We start from the raw sequence: 18,279 nt of genomic DNA on the forward strand, positions 1-18,279 counted from the left end.
CTCAGAACGGCCCGGGCCCGCCGAACCCACCCGGTCCACCGGGCCCGCCGCCGAACATCCCGCCGCCCGGCCCGTGATGGTGGAAGCCGTCGAAGAGGGCGTCCGCGAGCAGCATGCCGCCGACTCCGGCGGCACCTGCGACGAGGGCGGTCTTCCACCACGGGGTCGCGTACCAACCACCTGCCATGGAACGGCCGTTGACGACCCCGCCGGGGTAGTAGTACGGCGTGTTTGCGCCGGGCCGGGCGGACGCGGTGTACGTCTGCCCGGCGACCGTGACCTGCCCGCCGGGGCCCTGCGCGGGCAACTCGGGTCCCGGGTCGAGACCCAGCGCGCCACGGGCGGTGCGGATGTGGTGCAGCCCCTCGATGGCGGTCTGTGTCACCAGCCCGTACTGCATGGGGGAGTAGGCGACGGCGAGTTGCCCCTCGGCGGCACGGTGCCGCTCGGCGGCGTCGGCGAGGGCCTGCCGGGCGGCGGTGTTCCCACCCGCGTCCAGCGTGGACAGACTCCCGCCGAGCCGCTCCACCCAGCGGGTGGCCTCCGCGCCCGCGTCGGCGTCGTAGACCTGCTGCGCGTTCCCGGCTCCGTACCCCGAACTCCCGCCGCCCGCCTGCCGTTTGCCGTAGGCGACCGCGCCGCCGACGATCAGGGCCAGCAGCACCAACACGATGAAAAACATGACGTCCTCCCGTCCGCGCCGGGATCGAATCACCCCGTATGGAGTGATCAGACACCTCTGGGCTGAGAGGTCGCTGCGGGGGGTCTGAGGGGTGGCTGTGAATGGAGCGGCGGGCCGCCGCCTCAGTGGTGCAGTGGGCCGGCCACGGCCTCGACCACCCGCAACGCCTCCCCGTTCCGCACCAGTTTGGCGATGTGCTCGATGTCGGTGTGGAAGACCCGGTCCTCGGTGACGGTCGGTACGGCTTCCCGGATCCGGGTCCGTAGGGCTTCCGCCGCGGGGGAGGGTGTGAGCGGTGCGAGGAGGTCGAGCGCCTGCGTCGCGCACATCAGCTCGATCGCGACGACGTAGGCCAGTTTGTGGGCCGCGCGGTAGGCCTTCAGGGCCGCCAAGTAGGCGTTGCTGACGGCGTCTTCCTGGTTGGCGGAGGTGGTGATGGTGTCGGCGGACGCCGGGACTGCCATGCCCCGCAGCTCCATCGTCAGGGCGGCGGCCGTGTACTGGGCGATCATGTAGCCGCTGTTGAGGCCGGGCTTCGGTGCCAGGAATGCGGGGAGCTCGCTGAAGTTGCTGTTGACCATGCGGTCGGTGCGGCGTTCGGAGACCTTGGCCAGGACTGTCATCGCGTTGACCATGGTGTCGGCCTGGATGCCGACGTAGGTGCTGTCACAGTTGGCCCCGCTCAGTGCCACTCCGTCCTCGCCCTCGGGGTGGATGACGGGGTTGTCGCCCACCGAGTGCAGCTCCTCGACGATGACCTCCCGCGCTTGCGCGAGCGCTCGCTTCGCGCCGCCGTGGATCTGCGGGACGGCCCGCAGGGAGAGGCTGTCCTGGAGGCGGTGGTCGAGGAACTCGGTGCTGATGGCGCTGGATGCGGTGAGTCGCCGTAGGTTGTCCGCCACGGCAGCCTGCTCGGGGTGCCGTTTACGGGCTTGCAGCCGGGCGTCGTAGGCGCGGACCGTACCCTTCAGCGCCTGTACCGACAGGCTCGCGGCGATGTCGGCGGTGGTTGCCGCGAGGCCGGCGTCGTGGGCGGCGAGGACGGCTGTCGCGGTGACGGAGTGCGTGCCGTTCGTCAGCGACAGGCCCTCCTTGCAGGCGAGGCGGGTGGGTTGTTCGCCGATGCGGGCCAACGCCTCGGCGCCGGGGAGGAGTTGGCCGTCGTATGTCGCCCGGCCCTCGCCCAGGAGTACGAGGGCCATGTGGGCCTCGGGCGCGAGGTAGCCGACGGAGCCCTCGCCGGGGACGTGGGGGGTGACGCCGGCGTTGAGCATGCGCCGGATCAGTTCCAGGGTCTCGAAGCGGATGCCGGAGTAGCCCTCGCCGAGGCCGACCAGTTCCATGAGGGCGATGGCTCGGACGATCTCGGTGGGGAGGGGTTCTCCTACGGACACGGCGTGTGAGCGGACTATGTTGCGTTGCAGCTGCTCGGCGTCCGACGGGTCGACGACCTCCGTGACGTTGTCGCCGAAGCCGGTGGTGACGCCGTAGACGAGGCGGTTCTCGGCGAGGAAGCGTTCGACGAGTGCGCGGGACTTGCGGACGCGGTCGACGTAGGTCGCGTCGAACTCGACGCGGGCGCCGTGGCGGGCGACCGCGACGAACTGTTCGACGGTGATCGGCTCCCGGCCCAAGGTGACCATCACGACCGACACGGACATCTCCCCGCGCTTGGCATGCATCCATTCGCTTGCCTGGCGAATGAATCATTTTATTTTGAGCTTGGCAAGGGAGGGAGGGACTTCACCGAGGACTCACCGACACGGCCCTGCTGCTGACCTCGGAGGCCGTCACCAACGCCGTCACCGCCTGGAAGCTGGTGGGCAACCTAACCCCCGTAACCCTCTACGCAGGTTGGTCCAACCCCCACAGCTTCCGGGTCCTCGTCCATGACGAGGCCCCGGGCCTCCCCGCCTGCCGTAACCCCACCCCCGCAGGCCCGGACAACCCCGCCGGGGCGCGGCACGTCCCCTAGGCGTGCCGCGCCCCGTCCCCCGGTGCCCCCCGTCGGTCAGGCCTCGCCCACCGTCGGCAGTACGCCCGTCCGTGCCGCTTCCCCGTACCACCGCGCGCTCGACTTCGGGGTTCGGGCCAGCGTCGCGTAGTCCACGTACACCGCGCCGAACCGCTTCTCGTAGCCGTACGCCCACTCGAAGTTGTCCATCAGGGACCAGAGGTAGTAGCCCCGCACGTCCGCGCCGTCCGCGATCGCGCGCCGTACGGCCGACAGGTGGCCGTGGAGGTACGCGATCCGCTCGGGGTCGTGGACGCGGCCCTCCGGGTCCGGCTTGTCGTCGTAGGCCGCGCCGTTCTCCGTGACGTAGAGCGGGAGGCCCGGGGCCTCCCTCGTGTAGCGCGTGATCAGGTCGTACAGGCCCGTCGGGTCGATCGTCCAGCCCATCTCCGTGCGCTCGCCGGGGGTCTGGAGGAACGCCACGTCGTCCGCGCCCGGCCAGGGGGAGTACGCGCTCGCGCCGTGGCCGTCGGCGCGCGGGCCCGCCGAGGCCGAGGCCGCCGCCTCCACCAGCGTCGGCGTGTAGTAGTTCAACCCCAGTGCGTCCAGCGGCTGGTGAATCAGCGTCAGGTCGTTGTCGAGGACGTACGACCAGTCCGTGATCGACCTCGTCGCGTCGAACAACGACTGCGGATACGAGCCGTGCAGCATCGGGCCGTGGAACACCCCGTTGGCCAGGTCGTCGATCTTCCGGGCCGCCGCCAGGTCCGCCGGGGACTGCGAAGCGGGCCTGACCACCGACGAGTTGAGGCTGACCGCGATCGAGTTGCGGGCCGGCATCGCGGTGCGCAGGGCCGAAGTGGCCAGCCCGTGCGCCAGGTTGAGGTGGTGGGCCGCCTTCAGTGACGCCGCCGCGTCCGTGCGGCCCGGCGCGTGCACCCCCGAGCCGTAGCCCAGGAACGCGCTGCACCACGGCTCGTTGAGCGTGATCCACTGCTCCACCCGGTCGCCCAGCGCCTCGCCCACGATCTGCGCGTACTCGGCGAAGCGGTACGCCGTGTCGCGCTCCGGCCAGCCGCCCGCGTCCTCCAACTCCTGCGGCAGGTCCCAGTGGTAGAGGGTGAGGGCCGGCTTGATGCCGACCGCCAGCAGCTCGTCGACCAGGCGGCGGTAGAAGTCCAGGCCCACCTGGACCGCCGGGCCCCGGCCGGTCGGCTGCACCCGTGACCAGGAGACCGAGAAGCGGTACGCCGTCAGGCCCAGGTCCGCCATCAGCGCCACGTCGTCGCGGTAGCGGTGGTAGTGGTCGACAGCGATGTCGCCGTGCTCACCACCGGCCGTACGGCCCGGCGTATGACTGAAGGTGTCCCAGATCGAGGGCGTACGGCCGTCCTCCCGCACCGCCCCCTCGATCTGGTAGGCGGAGGTCGCGGCGCCCCAGAGGAAGGCGGGGGGAAAGGTCACGGGGGTCACGGGCTCAGACATGGAAGCGCTCCCATAAGGGGTCGTGGAGACCAATGAGTAGGAGGAGGGGGAGGACGGGGGAGGGGGGAGGGGCCGAGCCGGTGGTGCCCGGCCCCGGAGCGGGCGTCAGCCCTTGACCGCGCCCTGCATGATTCCCCCCACGATCTGCTTGCCGAAGAGCAGGAAGGCGATCAGCAGGGGCAACGTGCCGAGCAGGGCGCCCGCCATGATCACCGACTGGTCGGGGATGTAGCCGGTGCCGAGGGAGTTCAGGGCGACCTGGACGGTGGGGTTCTGCTGGTTGAGGGCGATGATCGGCCAGAGGAAGTCGTTCCAGGCCATCACGAAGGTGAGGAGGCCGAGTACCGCCATCGCGGGGCGGGCCGCGGGGAAGACCACGTGCCACACCACCCGCAGACTGCTCGCGCCGTCCACCCTCGCCGCCTCGATCAGCTCCGTCGGCAGCGCCTGCACCAGGTACTGGCGCATGAAGAACGTACCGAAGGCGCTGACCAGCGTCGGCAGGATGACCGTCTGGAGATGGTTCGACCAGTGCAGGTCCGCCATCCACAAGTACAGCGGTACGACGGCCAGTTGGGGCGGGATCATCATCGTGCCGATGGTCAGCAGGAGCAGCGTGCTGGAGAACCTGAACTTCAGCTTGGCGAAGGCGAAGCCCGCCAGGGTCGAGAACAGCACCGTGCCGATGGTGATGGTGCCCGCGACGACCGTGGAGTTGAACATCGCGGTGCCCATGCCGGCCTGGTCCCAGGCCGTCTGGAGGTTCTTGAACAGGTTCCCGCCGAACCACAGCGGCGGAGGCGTCTGGGCGAGCCGCGTGTTCGTGCGCGAGGCCGCGATCGCCGTCCACACCAGCGGGGCCAGCGAGACCAGCGCGAAGACCACCAGGACGGCGTAGGTCAGCGGGCCCGCGTGCATCTGCTTGCCCGCGCCCATCACCCGGCGGCGCGGGGCGCGTGCCGCCGGTACGGGCACCTTTTCCTGAGGGAGTGTCAATTCGCTTGTGGTCATTGGGACTTCCTCAGCCGTCGGGTGAACAGCAGGTTGATCGCGGCGACGATCAGCAGGATCAGGAACATCGACCAGGCGATCGCGGACGCCTTGCCGAGGTTGCCGATGATCCAGCCCTGGTCGTACATGTACAGACCGAGCGTCTGGTACTGGTGCTCGGAGCCGCCCTTCGAACCGCTCACCCCGCCGAACAGCAGGGGCTCGCCGAAGAGTTGGGTCGCGCCGATGGTGGAGACGACCACCGTGAAGAGGATGGTGGGGCGCAGCTGCGGGATCGTCACATGGCGGAACTGCTGCCAGCGGTTGGCGCCGTCGATCGCCGCCGACTCGTACAGGTCGGCCGGGATCGCCTGCATGGCCGCCAGATAGATCAGCGCGTTGTAGCCCGTCCAGCGCCAGATCACGATCGACGACACCGCGAACTGCGAACCCCACGTGGATTCACGCCAGTTGACCGGATCGACCCCGACGAAGTGCAGCAGCCAGTTGACCATCCCGCCGTCCCACGAGTACAGCAGCGTGAAGACGAGGGTCGCCGCCGCCACCGAGGTGGCGTACGGAGTGAGCATCACGACCCGCCACACGGTCGAGCCGCGCAGCCGGTAGTTGAGCAGATGCGCGATCCCGATCGCCATCAGCAGCTGCGGCACGGTGGAGATCAGACCGATGGTGAACGTGTTCTTCAGGGCGTTCCAGAAGAAGTCCGAGGACAACAGGTTCCGGTAGTTGTCCAGCCCCGCCCACGACTTGTGGTCCAGCGACGACAACTGCACGTTGTGCAGCGAGTACCAGGCCGTGTAGAGCAGCGGGATGAGGCCGAAGGCCCCGAAGATGATGAAGAAGGGGGAGATGAACGCGTACGGCGACGCCTTCATGTCCCAGCGGTACAGCCGGCTCCGCCACGAACTCGGGCCGGGCGGCGGCGTACCGCGACCGCCGGCCCCGCGGGCCGCGCCCGGCTCGTGGCCGGGCGCGGCGCCGGAGCCCGGCGCGGGGTGTGCGAGGGCCTGCTTGGAGCTGCTCACTGCCCGAGCACGTCCTTGATCTCCTTGGTGGCGGCGCTCCATCCCTGGGCCGGGGTCTTGCCCTTCTGCTCCACCTGGAGGATGCCGACGTCAGTGATCGCGGTACCGATCGGCTGGTCCTTGATGCCGAAGACCTGCACCGGGATCGTCTTCGCCGAGTCGGAGAAGATCTGCGTGATCGGCGCGTTCGAGAAGTAGGCCGTCGTGGCCGCGGCCGGCTTCAGGTTCGGGTAGGCCGCCGGGGTGGACGGGAAGCTGGCCTGCTTGGCGAAGACCTTCTCCTGCTGCTCGGGCGCGGTCAGCCACTTCGCCAGCGCTATCGCGTCGGCCTGGTGCTTGGACGCCGTGGGCACACCGAGGAACGAACCGCCCCAGTTGGCCGCGGTCGGCGCCGCCGCCACGTCCCACTTGCCGCTGCCGGAGGTGCCGGACTTCTCCTGGATGTAGCCCATCATCCAGGCGGGGCAGGCCACCGTCGCGAAGCTGGCGTTGGCGAAACCCTGGTCCCAGGTCGGGTCGAACTGCTTCAGCTTCGCCGACATGTTGCTGGTCGCCACCGCCATCGCCGCGTTCCAGGCCGCCTTGACACCGGTCGACTTGTCCCAGATGACGTTGCCGTCCTTGTCGTAGTACCGCTGGCTCTCGCCGCCGATGGCCGCGTTGTAGACGGACGACGCGGAGTCCACGAACTTGGTGCCCTTGGGCGCCTTCTTCATGTAGTCCTTGCCGACATTGACGTACTTCGACCAGTCGCCCTTCCACAGCGCGGCGAGCTTGGTGCGGTCGGTGGGCAGACCGGCCTTCGCGAAGAGGTCCTTGCGGTAGCAGATCGCCATCGGGCCGGTGTCGGTGCCGAGGCCGATCTGCTTGCCGTCCTTGGTGGTGGCCTGGGCGTTCTTCCAGGGCAGCCACTGCGACTTGTCGACGTCCTTGCCGAGGTCGACGAACTTGTCGGCCTGCGTCTGGACGGCCTCGGTGATGTTGCCGACCTCGATGGCCTGGATGTCGTCGGTGCCCGCGCCGGCCTGGAGCCGGGTGAGGACCTTGGGCCAGTACACGTCGGTACGGGTGGTGACGTCCTCCTTGATGGTGATGTTCGGGTGGAGCTTCATGTACTCGTCGTACAGACCGGCCTGCTTGTAGCCGAAGACGCCGAAGGTACCGACGGTCAGCGTGGTCTTGCCCTTGCCGCTGTCGCTCGGATTCGACGAGGTGTCGTTCGAGTCGCTGGAGCAGCCGGCCAGCACCCCTGTGGTCAGGGCGGCGACGGCCGCGAGGGCCATCAGCCGATGGGACCGTCGGGTACTCGTGCGCATTGCGTCCTCCTGTTGCCTGACGTGCCGACCCCCCGGCCAACTGCATTGTTGGGCCCGTTAGTTCACGCTGCGGCTCGGGCGGGGAACGTGCGGGATGTGTATGTGTCAGGTACCGTGGGAGCGCTCCCACCGGTGATGTGTTGAAGAGTCGTCGGTTCGCGCGGGGGTGTCAAGGGACCGGACGCGGAGAGATGCGTTCAGTTATCGGGCTGTTAGCTAACCCCGGGGGAGGTACGGAATCGGTCGGAGGCGGGGCTTGGCGCGCCCCTCTTCCCTGATCAGGACTGTTACATTCCAGGCCAACGGGTGGTCTACAGGAGGCGGAGCCAATGGCAAGCCACGGAGCGCGGGGCCGGAGCGGCGGCCGGCCGACCTTGGAGGAGGTCGCGGCGCGCGCCGGAGTGGGCCGCGGCACGGTCTCCCGGGTGATCAACGGTTCGCCAAGAGTCAGCGACGCGACCCGCGCGGCGGTGGAAGCGGCCGTGGCGGAACTCGGCTACGTCCCCAACACGGCCGCCCGCGCCCTCGCCGCGAACCGCACCGACGCCATCGCCCTCGTCGTCCCCGAGCCGGAGACCCGCTTCTTCGCGGAGCCGTACTTCTCGGACATGCTCAAGGGCGTAGGAGCCGAACTCTCGGAAACCGAGATGCAGTTGCTCCTGATCTTCGCGGGCAGCGACCGCGAACGGCAGCGCCTGGCCCAGTACTTGGCCGCACACCGCGTGGACGGCGTCCTCCTCGTCTCCGTCCACGCGGACGACCCGCTACCGGACCTGCTGGCGCAACTGGAAATCCCGGCGGTGATCAGCGGCCCGAGGTCGGCGGCGGAAACCCTGACCTCCGTCGACTCCGACAACTACGGCGGAGCCCGCTCGGCGGTGGAACACCTCCTCACCCGCGGCCGCACCCGCATCGCCCACATCACCGGCCGCCTCGACGTCTACGGCGCCCAGCGCCGCGTCGACGGCTACCGCGAGGCGCTGCTCGACGCGGGCCACGAGGTGGACGAACACCTCATCCAGCCGGGCGACTTCACGGAGGAGGGCGGCCGCCGGGCGATGAAGGAACTGCTCGCCCGCCGCCCCGACGTCGACGCGGTCTTCGCCGGTTCGGACGTCATGGCGGCCGGCGCCCGCCAGGTGCTCCGCGAGCACGGCCGCGTCATCCCCGACGACGTCGCCCTCGTCGGCTACGACGACTCCGCCATCGCCCGCCACATGGACCCGCCCCTCACCAGCGTCCGCCAGCCCATCGAGGAGATGGGCCGCGCGATGATAGACCTCCTCCTCGCCGAGATCGCGGACCGGCGCCCGGCCACGTCCCGGGGCCTGGAACGCCGACAGGCGGTACTGGCAACGGAGTTGGTGACGCGCGCGTCGTCCTGAGGGGCGGGCGTCACGAGTCCGCTGCCGCGCGGGCCTCGGGTTTTTCGCGAGCGCGCTTGTGCAGGCCATCGTGGATGCCCACAAAATCGGCTGGTCACGGGTGCGGCCCGTGCAGGACTCTGGGCGCATGCCCCGACGTCTCATGTTCGTGCAGTTGAAGACCGGTCACGCCACCGACCGCGGACCCTCGTGGATCGGTTGGGTGGACTTCTCGAAGACCTGGAGCACCGCGTACTTCCACGGGAGGACACTGCGCCGGGCAGGGGGGATGTCCGACGCGAACTTCTACGACGTGGAGACCGGCGAGGAGTTCTGGGTCTCCGGGCCCAAGCGCGACCGCACCGACACCCGCTACGGCCCCGCCGGCCCCGAGATCGAGCCGGAAGCAGCCGAGACCTATCACGCCTTCCTCGAGGGCGCGCTCCTGCCGGGCCGGGAGAACGGCTAGGCACTGTCCGTCGTGTCCGTCGCAAAGAGCCACCTCGGCGAGCTCCATGTCCGAGAAGCTGGTGCCCATGACTCCCCATGCGCTCCTGGCGGTCGACGAGATCCCCGCCGTCGAGCCGTACCTCCGCACGGTGGGCGAGATCTTCCGCTCCTTTCGCGAACAGGACTCCGGGTGCGTCTCCTACGGCGTCCAACTCCCGGACGGTGAGCGCTGGTTCGTCAAAGAGGCGGCAACTGCCCCCGCCCAGGCCTCACTTGACCGGGCCTGGGCCTTCCACCAGGCCGTACGGCACCCGGCGATCGTCCCGCAGCTGCACCGGATCGCGGTGGCGGACGGCCGTACGGCGACGGTCATGCCCTGGCGCCACGGCGAGTCCCTCTACGGCCCCGCCCGCGCCCGCTTCCGCGCGCTGCCCCTCGCCTCCGTCCTGCGCGCGGTCGACCGGGTCCTGGACGCGCATCTCGCGGTGGAGGCGGCGGGCATGGTGGCGGTGGATCTCTACGACGGCGCGTTCCTCCACGACTTCTACGGCGACGCGCTCCACCTCGTCGACCTTGACGAGTACCGCCCCGGCCCCTTCGTCCTCGCCGAGGACCGCCTCCCGGGCTCGGCCCGCTTCATGGCCCCCGAGGAGTGGTACCGCGGTTCCGTCATCGACATCCGTACGACCGTCTACGCCCTCGGCCGCAGCGCCCATGTCCTCCTCGACGGCGGCGAGCGGCGTGCCTGGCGCGGTACGGAGAGCCAACTCGCCGTACTGGAAAGGGCGACGCGCCCCGATCCCGCCGAACGGTTCGCGGGGGTACGGGAGTTCACGGAGGCGTGGCGTGCTGCCACGTGATCCCGCGGACCGGGCCCGGTCCCGGGGCCGGGGCGGGAGTCCGTCGCGCCCCGGTCTTCCGCTACGGGCCGTCGGTCGTGGCACAGTACCCTGACCTTTCAGGCAGCCCGAGTCCGGAGACCCGGCTGATGGGGGGAACGTGGAGCTCATCGGTCGGGACGATCAGCTGGATCTGTTGCGCCGGCTGCTGGCCGAGCCGCACACCCACGGGAGCGCGGTGCTCGTCCGCGGGGCCCCCGGCATCGGGAAGACGGCGTTGCTCGCCGAGACCGCGGCCCTAGCCGAGGGGCTCGGACACCGGGTCCTGCGCACCAGCGGTGTGGAGGCCGAGAGCGACATCCCCTACGCCGGTCTGCAACTCGTCCTGCGCCCCCTGGCCGCGGGAGCCGCCGAACTGGCCACCCCGCACCGGCAGGCCCTGGACACCGCTCTCGGACTCGCCGGAGCCGGTGTCCCCGACGTCTTCCTGGTCGGTCTGGCGGTCCTCAACCTGCTGGCCGACGCGGCCGCGGTCGCGCCCGTACTGGTCCTGGTCGACGACGTCCAGTGGCTCGACGACGCCACCGCCAGCGTCCTGGCCTTCGTGGCACGCAGGATCGGCACCGAGCCGGTGGTCGTCGTGGGGGCTGCCCGCGACGGCTACCGCTCGCGCCTGAACTCCGACGAACTCACCGCCGTGACCCTGGGCCCGCTCACGGACGGCCAGGCCGCGGAGATCCTCGCGGACCAGGCCCCTGACCTGCGGCCGACCGCGCACCGCCGGCTGCTGGCCGAGGCCGCCGGCAACCCCCTGGCCCTGACCGAGCTCTCCCGTTCCCTCGGGGCGTCGGCCGATCCGTACATGTCCCGACTGCCGCTCACCGAGCGGCTCGAACAGGCCTTCACCGACCGCCTGGAGACCCTGCCCGACATCACCCGGAGCCTGCTGCGGATCGCGGCCCTCGACGACAGCCCCTCGCTCGCCGAGATCTACCGCGCGACCCGGCTGTTCACCGGCGCCACGGCCGGAGCCCCAGAACTCGACCCGGCCGTGCGCGCCGGCCTCGTCCACGTCGTCGGCGGCGAACTGCGGTTCGGGCATCCGCTGATGCGGTCGGCGATCGACCAGACCATGCCCACCGGCGCCCGCCACGCCGCCCACGCGGCGCTCGCCGCCGTGCTGTGGGAACACCCCGACCGGCAGCTGCGGCACCGGGCCGCCGCGGCCGACGAACCGGCGGAGACGGTCGCCGCCGCGCTGGAGGACGCCGCGCACCGGGCCGCCCGCCGCGGCGGCATCGCGGCGGCCGTCACGGTTCTCGAACAGGCCGCCGCGCTCAGCGAGGACGCCGACCGCCGGGTGGAACGGCTGCTGCGCGCCGCCGACTTCGCCGTAGAGCTCGGCCGGCCCGAGACCGTGACCCGGCTGCTGGACCAGGTACTCACCGCCCCGCTGTCACGGCGTCAGCACGCCACGGTCGTCTGGCTGCGCGGCAGCTTCGACGAGGGACTGCACAGCCACGCGTCGGGGGCCAACTCCCTGACCGCCCTCGCCGAGGAGATGGCCGCGGAGGACCGCGCGCTGGCGCTGCGGATCCTGTGGAGCGCCGCACAGCTGTGCTTCTGGTCCGACCCGGGCCCGGAGGGCCGCCGTACGGTGCTCGCGGCCGTCGAGCGGCTGGAGCTCGACGAACTCGATCCCTGGCGGCTGGCCATCTGCGCCTACGCCGCGCCGGTCGACCGCGGCACCTTCGTCCTGGAGCGGGCCCGGCGCGTCGCCCTGAAGGAGGGCGACGACGGCCGCGCCTACCGCATGCTCAGCACCGCGTCCCTCCTCGTCGGCGGCTTCGACCTGGCGCGGGCGTTCTCGGCGGCCGGCGCCGAGCCGCTGCGGGCCCAGGGACGCCTGGGACTGCTGGCCCGCACGGTCGGCGCGGACGCGTGGAGCGCGCTCGTGGTCGGCGATCTCGGCGCGGCGATCGCCACGACCGAGGAGTCGCGAAGGCTGGCGCGCGAAACCAGCCAGACGATGATGTACGCGCTGATGACCGCCACCGCCGCCAAGCTGGCCGCGCTGCGCGGGGAGGTGGATTCCGCCCTGGCGCTGGCCGAGGAGGCGGAGGAGATCGGACTGCCCGCCGGGGCACGCCCGGTGCTGGCCACCGCGTCGGCGGCCCGCGGGCTGGCCGCGCTGGGCGCGGGGCGGTTCGAGGAGGCCTTCGGGCACTTCCGCCGGCTGCACGATCCGGCGGATCCCGCGTTCCAGGTCGCCCTGCGGCTGACGACCGCGGTCGACCTGGTCGACGCGGCGACGCACTGCGGGCGGCTTGAGCCGGTGCTCCCGGTCGTGGCGGAGCTGGAGGAGATCGCCACGGTGACCTCCGCACCGGTGCTGCACGCCGAACTGCGGCTGGTCCGGGCGCTGTTGGCCACCGACGAGGACGCCGACCCGCTCTTCGCGGACGCGCTGCGCGCCGACCTCGGAGCCTGGCCGCTGATCAGGGCCCGTACGCATCTGGCCTACGGCGAATGGCTGCGGCGCAGGCGGCGCAGTGTCGAGTCCCGCGACCACCTCCGCGCCGCCCGCGACATGTTCGACGCGCTCGGCGTGATCCCCTGGGGGGAGCGGGCCCGCCGGGAACTGCGCGCCGCGGGCGAGACCAGCCGCCGCCGGACCCCGGACGCCCGGGACCAGCTGACCGCCCACGAGCTGCAGATCGTCCGGCTCGCCGCCGACGGGCTGACCAACCGCGAGATAGGCCAGCGGCTCTATCTGTCGCACCGTACGGTCAGCTCGCACCTCCACCGGATCTTCCCCAAGCTGGGCGTGGCCTCGCGTGCCGAGCTGCGGACGGTGGTCAGCGCACTGCGCTGACCGGCACACCACCGTCACATGACGCTCGCTTCCGCCGGCCCGGCGTTCCTAGCGTTCCCCGTGTCAGGGCATCGACGAGCGGGGGAGCGGTCCCATGGTGTGGAACGGCGGTCGGCCCGCGTCCGGGCCGCGGATGATCGGACGCCACGCCGAACGCGAAGCCGTCGGGCGGCTGCTCGACGCGGTGCGCGACGGCCTCGGCGGAGTCCTGGTCCTCACCGGCGAACCCGGAATCGGCAAGACCCGGCTCCTGGAGTACGCCGCGACGCGGGCCGCCGAACTCCGCGTGGTCCGCCTGACCGCGGCCGAGCCCGAGAGCGGTCTGGGCTTCGGCGCGCTGCACCGCTTGCTACGGCCCTTCCTGAACCGGACGGACCGACTGCCCGGGCCCCAGCGGACCGCGCTCGACGCGGCCCTGGGCCTGGTGCCGGGGCCGCCCGCCGACCGCTATCTGGTCGGCCTCGCGACGCTGACCCTGCTGTCCGAGGCCGCCGCCGACCAGCCGCTGCTGTTCCTGCTGGACGACGCGCAGTGGCTGGACCGGGAGTCGGCCGAGGCGCTCGCCTTCGCCGCCCGCCGGCTGCACGCCGACTCCCTGGGCCTGATCATCGCCGTCCGCGACGGGCTCGGGGACAACGGCCTGTTCGACGGACTCGGCGTGCGCTCCGTGACCGGTCTGCCGGAGCCGGAGGCCAGGGCCCTGATCTCCTCCTCCACCCGGCGGGTGGACACGGCGGTGGCCGACCGGATCGTCAGCGGTACCGGCGGCAACCCGCTCGCGCTGCTGGAGCTGACCGACGCCCTGACCGCCGGGCAACTGGCCGGTATCGCCCCGCTGCCCGACCCGCTGCCGGTGGGCCGGCTCCTGGAGAGCCACTTCCAGCATCTGGTCCGAGCCCTGCCGCCCGAGACCGGAACCCTGTTGCTGCTGCTCGCGGCTGCCCCCTCGGACGACACGGGACTGATGTGGCGAGCGGCCGGACGGCTCGGACTCTCCGCCCGGGCCGTCCAGCCGGCGGTCGCCGCGGGAGTCCTGGGCCGGGACACGCCCACGGTCTTCCGGCACCCCCTGATCCGCTCGACGGTCTACGCAGCGGCCGAACCCGGCGAGCGCCGCCGGGCGCACGCGGCCCTCGCCGCCGCCTGCGACCCCGTACGGGACGCCGACCGCCGCGCCTGGCACCGGGCCGAGGCCGCCGAGGGCGTGGACGACGACGTCGCCGACGACCTGGCGGCCGCCTCCGAACGGGCCCGCTCCCGTGGCGGCTACTCCCAGCAGGCCCGCTTCCTGTCGCGCGCCGCCGATTTCACCGGCGACCCGGACAAACGGGCCGAACGGCTGCTCGACGCGGCGCAGGCCCATCTGGCGTCCGGCGACGCGGCGGCGGCGCGGATCGCGCTGGACCTGGCCGGCGCAGGCATCCGCGGCCCGGTGATGCGCACGCGCGAGCTGCGGACGCGGGCGACCGCGCAGATGTTCCGGATCGCCGTCGCCGACGTCCCGGCGATGCTGATGGACGCCGTGACCAGGCTCGGCCCGCGGGACCCCCGGCTGACCTGGGAGCTGCTCCGGGAGGCGCTGCACGCGGCGCTGGTAGCCGACGGCTGTCCGCAGGGCACGTCGCTGACCGAGGTCGCGGTGGCGGTCGTCGCCGCCCGGCACGCCCCGGACCCGGCCGCGTACGGCCGTGACGTACTGATGGAGGGTCTGGCCCGGCGCGTGGCCGAGGGCTACGAGCACGGCGCGTCCGTGTTGCGTACCGCCCTGGACCGGCTGCGGGACGGCGCCGCGATCGGGGACGCGAACAGCCCTTTCGCGGTGATGCTCTCCATGGCCTGCGACGACCTCTGGGACATCCGGGCCGAGCGCGAACTCACCGACCGTCTCGCGGCGGCGGACCGCGACGCCGGCGCACTGTACGCGCTGAGCATGACGCTGCTCGTCGCGGCCCGCTGCGACCTCTGGGACGGACGGTTCACGGAGGCGGAGGTCCGCTACGCCGAGTTCGACGACATCGCGGCCGACACCGGCTTCCGCGGCGGCGGAGACATCAACCGGCTCCACCTGTTCGCCCTGACCGGCCGGGAGCCCGAACTGCGGGAAGCGGTGCGGCAGACCGCGGAGATGCGGAGCATGGGCCACGGCCTGCTCCAGCTGCTGGCCCAGCACGCGCTGTCCCTGTTCGAGCTGGGCCAGGGCCGCTACCGGCAGGCGCTGCGGCACGCGCGCGCCGTCTTCGAAGGCGACCCCCCGGCCTGCGGCAACCTCGTTCTCCCGCTGCTCGTCGAGGCCGGAGTGCGTACCGGCGACCGGGCCGTCACCCTCGCCGCACTGTCCCGGCTGGAGGAGCGCGCCCCGCTCGCCGGTACCCCCTGGGCCCTGGGCGCGCTGGCTCTCGGCCGGGCACTGACGGCGGACGGCGACGAGGCCGAGAAGTCGTACGAGGAGTCGGTCGACCTGCTGGGGCAGGCTCCGCTGGCCCTCGAACTGGCCCGGGCCCGGCTGCTGTTCGGCGAGTGGCTGCGCCGCCGCAAGCGCCGTTCCGATGCCAGGAAGCAGTTGCGCGCCGCCTACGAGAGCTTCGACGCTTTCGGCGCGGTGCCGTACGCGGAGCGGGCCCGGATCGAGCTGCTGGCCACCGGGGAGACGGCACGCAGGCGCACGGTCGACACCCGGTTCGACCTCACACCGCGGGAACGGCAGGTGGCCTCCATGGCCGCCTCGGGGCTGACCAACGGGGAGATCGCGACGCGGTTGTTCGTCACCGCCTCGACCGTCGAGTTCCATCTGAACAAGGTGTTCCGCAAGCTCGGCATCACCTCCAGGAAGCAGATCCCCCACGCGACGGGCGAACCGGGCCCGGTGGTGGGGGACTGACCCCGGCCGCCCCGTGCGGCTACTTGGCCAGGAAGGCCAGCAGCGCGGCGTTGACCTCTTCGGCGTGCGTCCACAGCAGGCCGTGCGGGGCGCCCTCGATCTCGACGTACTCGGCCGAGGGCAGCAGCGCGTGGAAGGGCCGCCCGGTGGCGTCGACCGGCAGGATCCGGTCGGCCGTGCCGTGCAGGATCAGTGTCGGTACGTCGATCCTGGCGACGTCGGCGCGGAAGTCGGTGATCCAGGTGGGCACGCAGGCCACCGACGCGTACGCCGACGCGCCCGCCGCCACGTTCCAGCTCGCCCGCACGGCCTCCTCGCTGATCCGGCTGCCGAGCGTCTCGTCGAGGTTGTAGAACGCCTCGTAGAAGCCGGTGAAGTAGGCGTACCGGTCCTTCGTGACCGCCTCCAGGATGCCGTCGAAGACGGACCGGTCGACGCCGCCCGGGTTGTCGTCGGTCCTGACCAGGAAGGGTTCGAGGGAGGCGAGGAAGGCGGCCTTGGCGATCCGCTGCGAGCCGTACCTGCCCAGGTAGCGGCCGACTTCCCCGGTCCCCATGGAGAACCCGACGAGTACCGCGCCGGTGAGGTCGAGCCCGGTCAGTACGGCGTCGAGATCGGCGGCGAAGGTGTCGTAGTCGTAGCCCGTGGTCGGCTGCGAGGACCGGCCGAAGCCGCGCCGGTCGTAGGTGATGACGCGGTGGCCCGCGTCGAGCAGGGCCGGGAGCTGCTTCTCCCAGGAGTGGCCGTCCAGCGGGTAGCCGTGGATCAGCACGACGGGCTGCCCGCTCCCGTGGTCCTCGTAGTACAGCTCGATGTCGGCGGAGTTCTCCCGGCCGACGGTGATGTACGGCATGTCGGTTCCCTTCGTGACTCTGGTGGACGGGCTCACAAGGACGGCGGCGGTCCGGTGACGCGCAGGTGGAAGGCCTCGGCGGAGGCCACGACCGCGCCGAGGTCGAACTCCGGCGGCAGGTCCCCGGCCTCGGCCACCGGAGTGCCGTTGGCCCGGAAGTACTCCTCTATCCAGGCCGGGCTGAACAGCACCGCGATCCGCGCCCCCTCGGGCGAGCGCACCAGATAGCTGTGCGGAACCCCGCGCGGCCCGTACGCGACCTGTCCGGGCACCAGGTCGTGGCGCTGGTCGCCGACGAAGAACGTCACCTCGCCGTCGAGGACGAACCAGACCTCCTCCTCGTCCTCGTGGACGTGGTGCGGGGGTGCGTGGCCGGCCGGGTCGGCGAACTCCATCAGGCTGAGCCGGTTGTCGGTCGCGGTGCCGGGCAGCAGGATCCGGGCCTGGCCGCCGAGGAACCAGAAGGGTTCGCGCTCGGCCGTCGGGCCGAAGGTGGGGAAGAAATCGGTCATGTCCGCTCCTGGCGTCATCGGTGGCTGCTCAGAAAACGCAGCAGCAGGTCGGTCATCTCTTTCGGGTGCTCTTCGTAGATCCAGTGGCCGGAGTCGGCGACGACCGCCTCGGTGACATGGGTGGCGTAGCGGCGCACCTGCTCCGCGACCGACGGACCGAGGCTGCCGGAGGCGCCGATCGCGAGCACCGGCATGGTCAGGGGCGTCTTCCGGAACCGCGCGTTGTCGGCGATGTCCTGAGGGAACGTCCGGAACCACGCGAAGCTCGCCTCCAGGTGCGCGTAGTCGCGCAGGTAGGAGGCGAAGACCCGCAGGTCCTCCGGGGTCAGGGCGTCCTTGTGCACGGCGATGCCCCGCATGAAGCCGGTCGTCCAGGTCAGCTCGCGGCCCCGGATCAGACTCTCCGGGAGGCCGGTCCGCAGGGAGAAGAAGCCGAAGTTCCACACCCCGGGTCCCTTGGCCGTCAGCGCCGGGAACTCGTAGATGCCCGGGTCCGGGATCGGAGCCTCGCTGAGCACGAGCTTCCTGACGCTGTGCGGGTACTGCGCCGCGTAGGCGTAGGCGACCATCGTGCCGATGTCGTGGCCGACGACGTTCACGTCCTGGTCCTTGCCGAGCGACACCAGGAGCGCGTGCAGCGTGGCGGCCATCGTCTTCTTGTCGTAGCCGGACGCCGGGGCGTCGCTGCGGCCGGCGCCGGGCAGGTCCGGCGCGACGACGGTGTAGTGCTCGGCGAGCGCGGGCATGATCGCGTGCCACTCGTACCAGGTCTGGGGGTAGCCGTGGATCAGGACGAGGGTCGGGCCGTGGCCGCCGATCACGTAGTCGATGCCGGTCCCGGCGACTCGGGTGCGGTGTTCGCCGAAGCCGGCGGGTATCCGCTCGCCGGCCGGCGATGCCGGCTTGTCGGAGGCCGCGGCCGTGAGGGTGGCCGAGCCGAGGCCGACGGCCAGGGCGAGGACCGCGGCCGTCAGGCGGCGGGATCCGGTCGGACGGGATCCGGGCAGGCGGAATCTCACTGGTCTCTCCAGGGGA

At 71.5% G+C, this 18,279-nt stretch carries 14 protein-coding genes; 5 read left to right on the forward strand and 9 right to left on the reverse strand.

Annotated features, from left to right (window positions below; translation table 11 throughout):
• Position 1 precedes the first annotated feature (1 nt).
• The 6 genes from ACQHII_RS30545 to ACQHII_RS30570 all read right to left on the reverse strand — a co-directional run bounded on the left by ACQHII_RS30545 (position 2) and on the right by ACQHII_RS30570 (position 7,473).
• Entirely contained in the window at positions 2–682 is a 681-nt protein-coding gene (locus ACQHII_RS30545; protein WP_427922290.1) for a hypothetical protein, read from the reverse strand.
• A gap of 122 nt (positions 683–804) precedes the next feature.
• A complete protein-coding gene (locus ACQHII_RS30550) occupies positions 805–2,343 on the reverse strand; it encodes an HAL/PAL/TAL family ammonia-lyase (protein ID WP_427925440.1) in 1,539 nt (512 codons plus the stop codon).
• Positions 2,344–2,693: 350 nt separating this feature from the next.
• Positions 2,694–4,121 carry a GH1 family beta-glucosidase gene (locus ACQHII_RS30555; protein ID WP_427922291.1) on the reverse strand — a complete coding sequence of 476 codons (1,428 nt, stop codon included), beginning with the start codon at positions 4,119–4,121 and terminating at the stop codon, positions 2,694–2,696.
• Positions 4,122–4,226: 105 nt separating this feature from the next.
• On the reverse strand, positions 4,227–5,132 hold the full coding sequence (locus ACQHII_RS30560) for a carbohydrate ABC transporter permease (RefSeq protein WP_427922292.1): 906 nt from the start codon (positions 5,130–5,132) through the stop codon (positions 4,227–4,229).
• Positions 5,129–6,157, reverse strand: coding sequence for a carbohydrate ABC transporter permease (locus ACQHII_RS30565; protein WP_427922293.1), 1,029 nt, complete (start codon positions 6,155–6,157; stop codon positions 5,129–5,131). Before ACQHII_RS30565 ends, ACQHII_RS30560 begins: the two co-directional genes overlap by 4 nt.
• On the reverse strand, positions 6,154–7,473 hold the full coding sequence (locus ACQHII_RS30570; RefSeq protein WP_427922294.1) for an ABC transporter substrate-binding protein: 1,320 nt from the start codon (positions 7,471–7,473) through the stop codon (positions 6,154–6,156). The genes ACQHII_RS30565 and ACQHII_RS30570 overlap by 4 nt, the downstream gene beginning before the upstream one ends.
• A gap of 329 nt (positions 7,474–7,802) precedes the next feature.
• Between ACQHII_RS30570 and ACQHII_RS30575 the strand changes: the two genes are divergently transcribed.
• The 5 genes from ACQHII_RS30575 (at position 7,803) to ACQHII_RS30595 (ending at position 15,879) form a co-directional block, all read left to right on the forward strand.
• The gene (locus ACQHII_RS30575) at positions 7,803–8,858 is read left to right on the forward strand and encodes a LacI family DNA-binding transcriptional regulator (RefSeq protein WP_427922295.1); all 1,056 of its coding nucleotides are present in this window, start codon (positions 7,803–7,805) and stop codon (positions 8,856–8,858) included.
• Between the two features lie 127 nt (positions 8,859–8,985).
• Positions 8,986–9,306 (forward strand): hypothetical protein, encoded by a 321-nt coding sequence (locus tag ACQHII_RS30580; RefSeq protein ID WP_427922296.1) that lies wholly within the window; start codon positions 8,986–8,988, stop codon positions 9,304–9,306.
• 67 nt (positions 9,307–9,373) lie between these two features.
• A complete protein-coding gene (locus ACQHII_RS30585; protein WP_427922297.1) occupies positions 9,374–10,147 on the forward strand; it encodes a serine/threonine protein kinase in 774 nt (257 codons plus the stop codon).
• Between the two features lie 139 nt (positions 10,148–10,286).
• The gene (locus tag ACQHII_RS30590) at positions 10,287–13,001 is read left to right on the forward strand and encodes an AAA family ATPase (protein WP_427922298.1); all 2,715 of its coding nucleotides are present in this window, start codon (positions 10,287–10,289) and stop codon (positions 12,999–13,001) included.
• Positions 13,002–13,095: 94 nt separating this feature from the next.
• Positions 13,096–15,879: an AAA family ATPase gene (locus tag ACQHII_RS30595; protein WP_427922299.1), complete on the forward strand. Its 2,784-nt coding sequence runs from the start codon at positions 13,096–13,098 to the stop codon at positions 15,877–15,879.
• Positions 15,880–15,898: 19 nt separating this feature from the next.
• Here the strand turns inward: ACQHII_RS30595 and ACQHII_RS30600 are convergent, their stop codons facing one another.
• Genes ACQHII_RS30600 through ACQHII_RS30610 form a run of 3 tightly spaced genes read right to left on the reverse strand, consistent with a single transcriptional unit; the run spans position 15,899 to position 18,263 of the window.
• Complete coding sequence (locus ACQHII_RS30600) at positions 15,899–16,732, reverse strand: alpha/beta fold hydrolase (protein WP_427922300.1); 834 nt, start codon at positions 16,730–16,732, stop codon at positions 15,899–15,901.
• 32 nt (positions 16,733–16,764) lie between these two features.
• The gene (locus ACQHII_RS30605; protein WP_427922301.1) at positions 16,765–17,244 is read right to left on the reverse strand and encodes a cupin domain-containing protein; all 480 of its coding nucleotides are present in this window, start codon (positions 17,242–17,244) and stop codon (positions 16,765–16,767) included.
• A 14-nt stretch (positions 17,245–17,258) separates the two neighbouring features.
• Entirely contained in the window at positions 17,259–18,263 is a 1,005-nt protein-coding gene (locus tag ACQHII_RS30610) for an alpha/beta fold hydrolase (RefSeq protein ID WP_427922302.1), read from the reverse strand.
• Positions 18,264–18,279 lie beyond the last annotated feature (16 nt).

This window comes from Streptomyces sp. cg40, from assembly GCF_050320165.1.
Lineage (GTDB): Bacteria > Actinomycetota > Actinomycetes > Streptomycetales > Streptomycetaceae > Streptomyces > Streptomyces hokutonensis.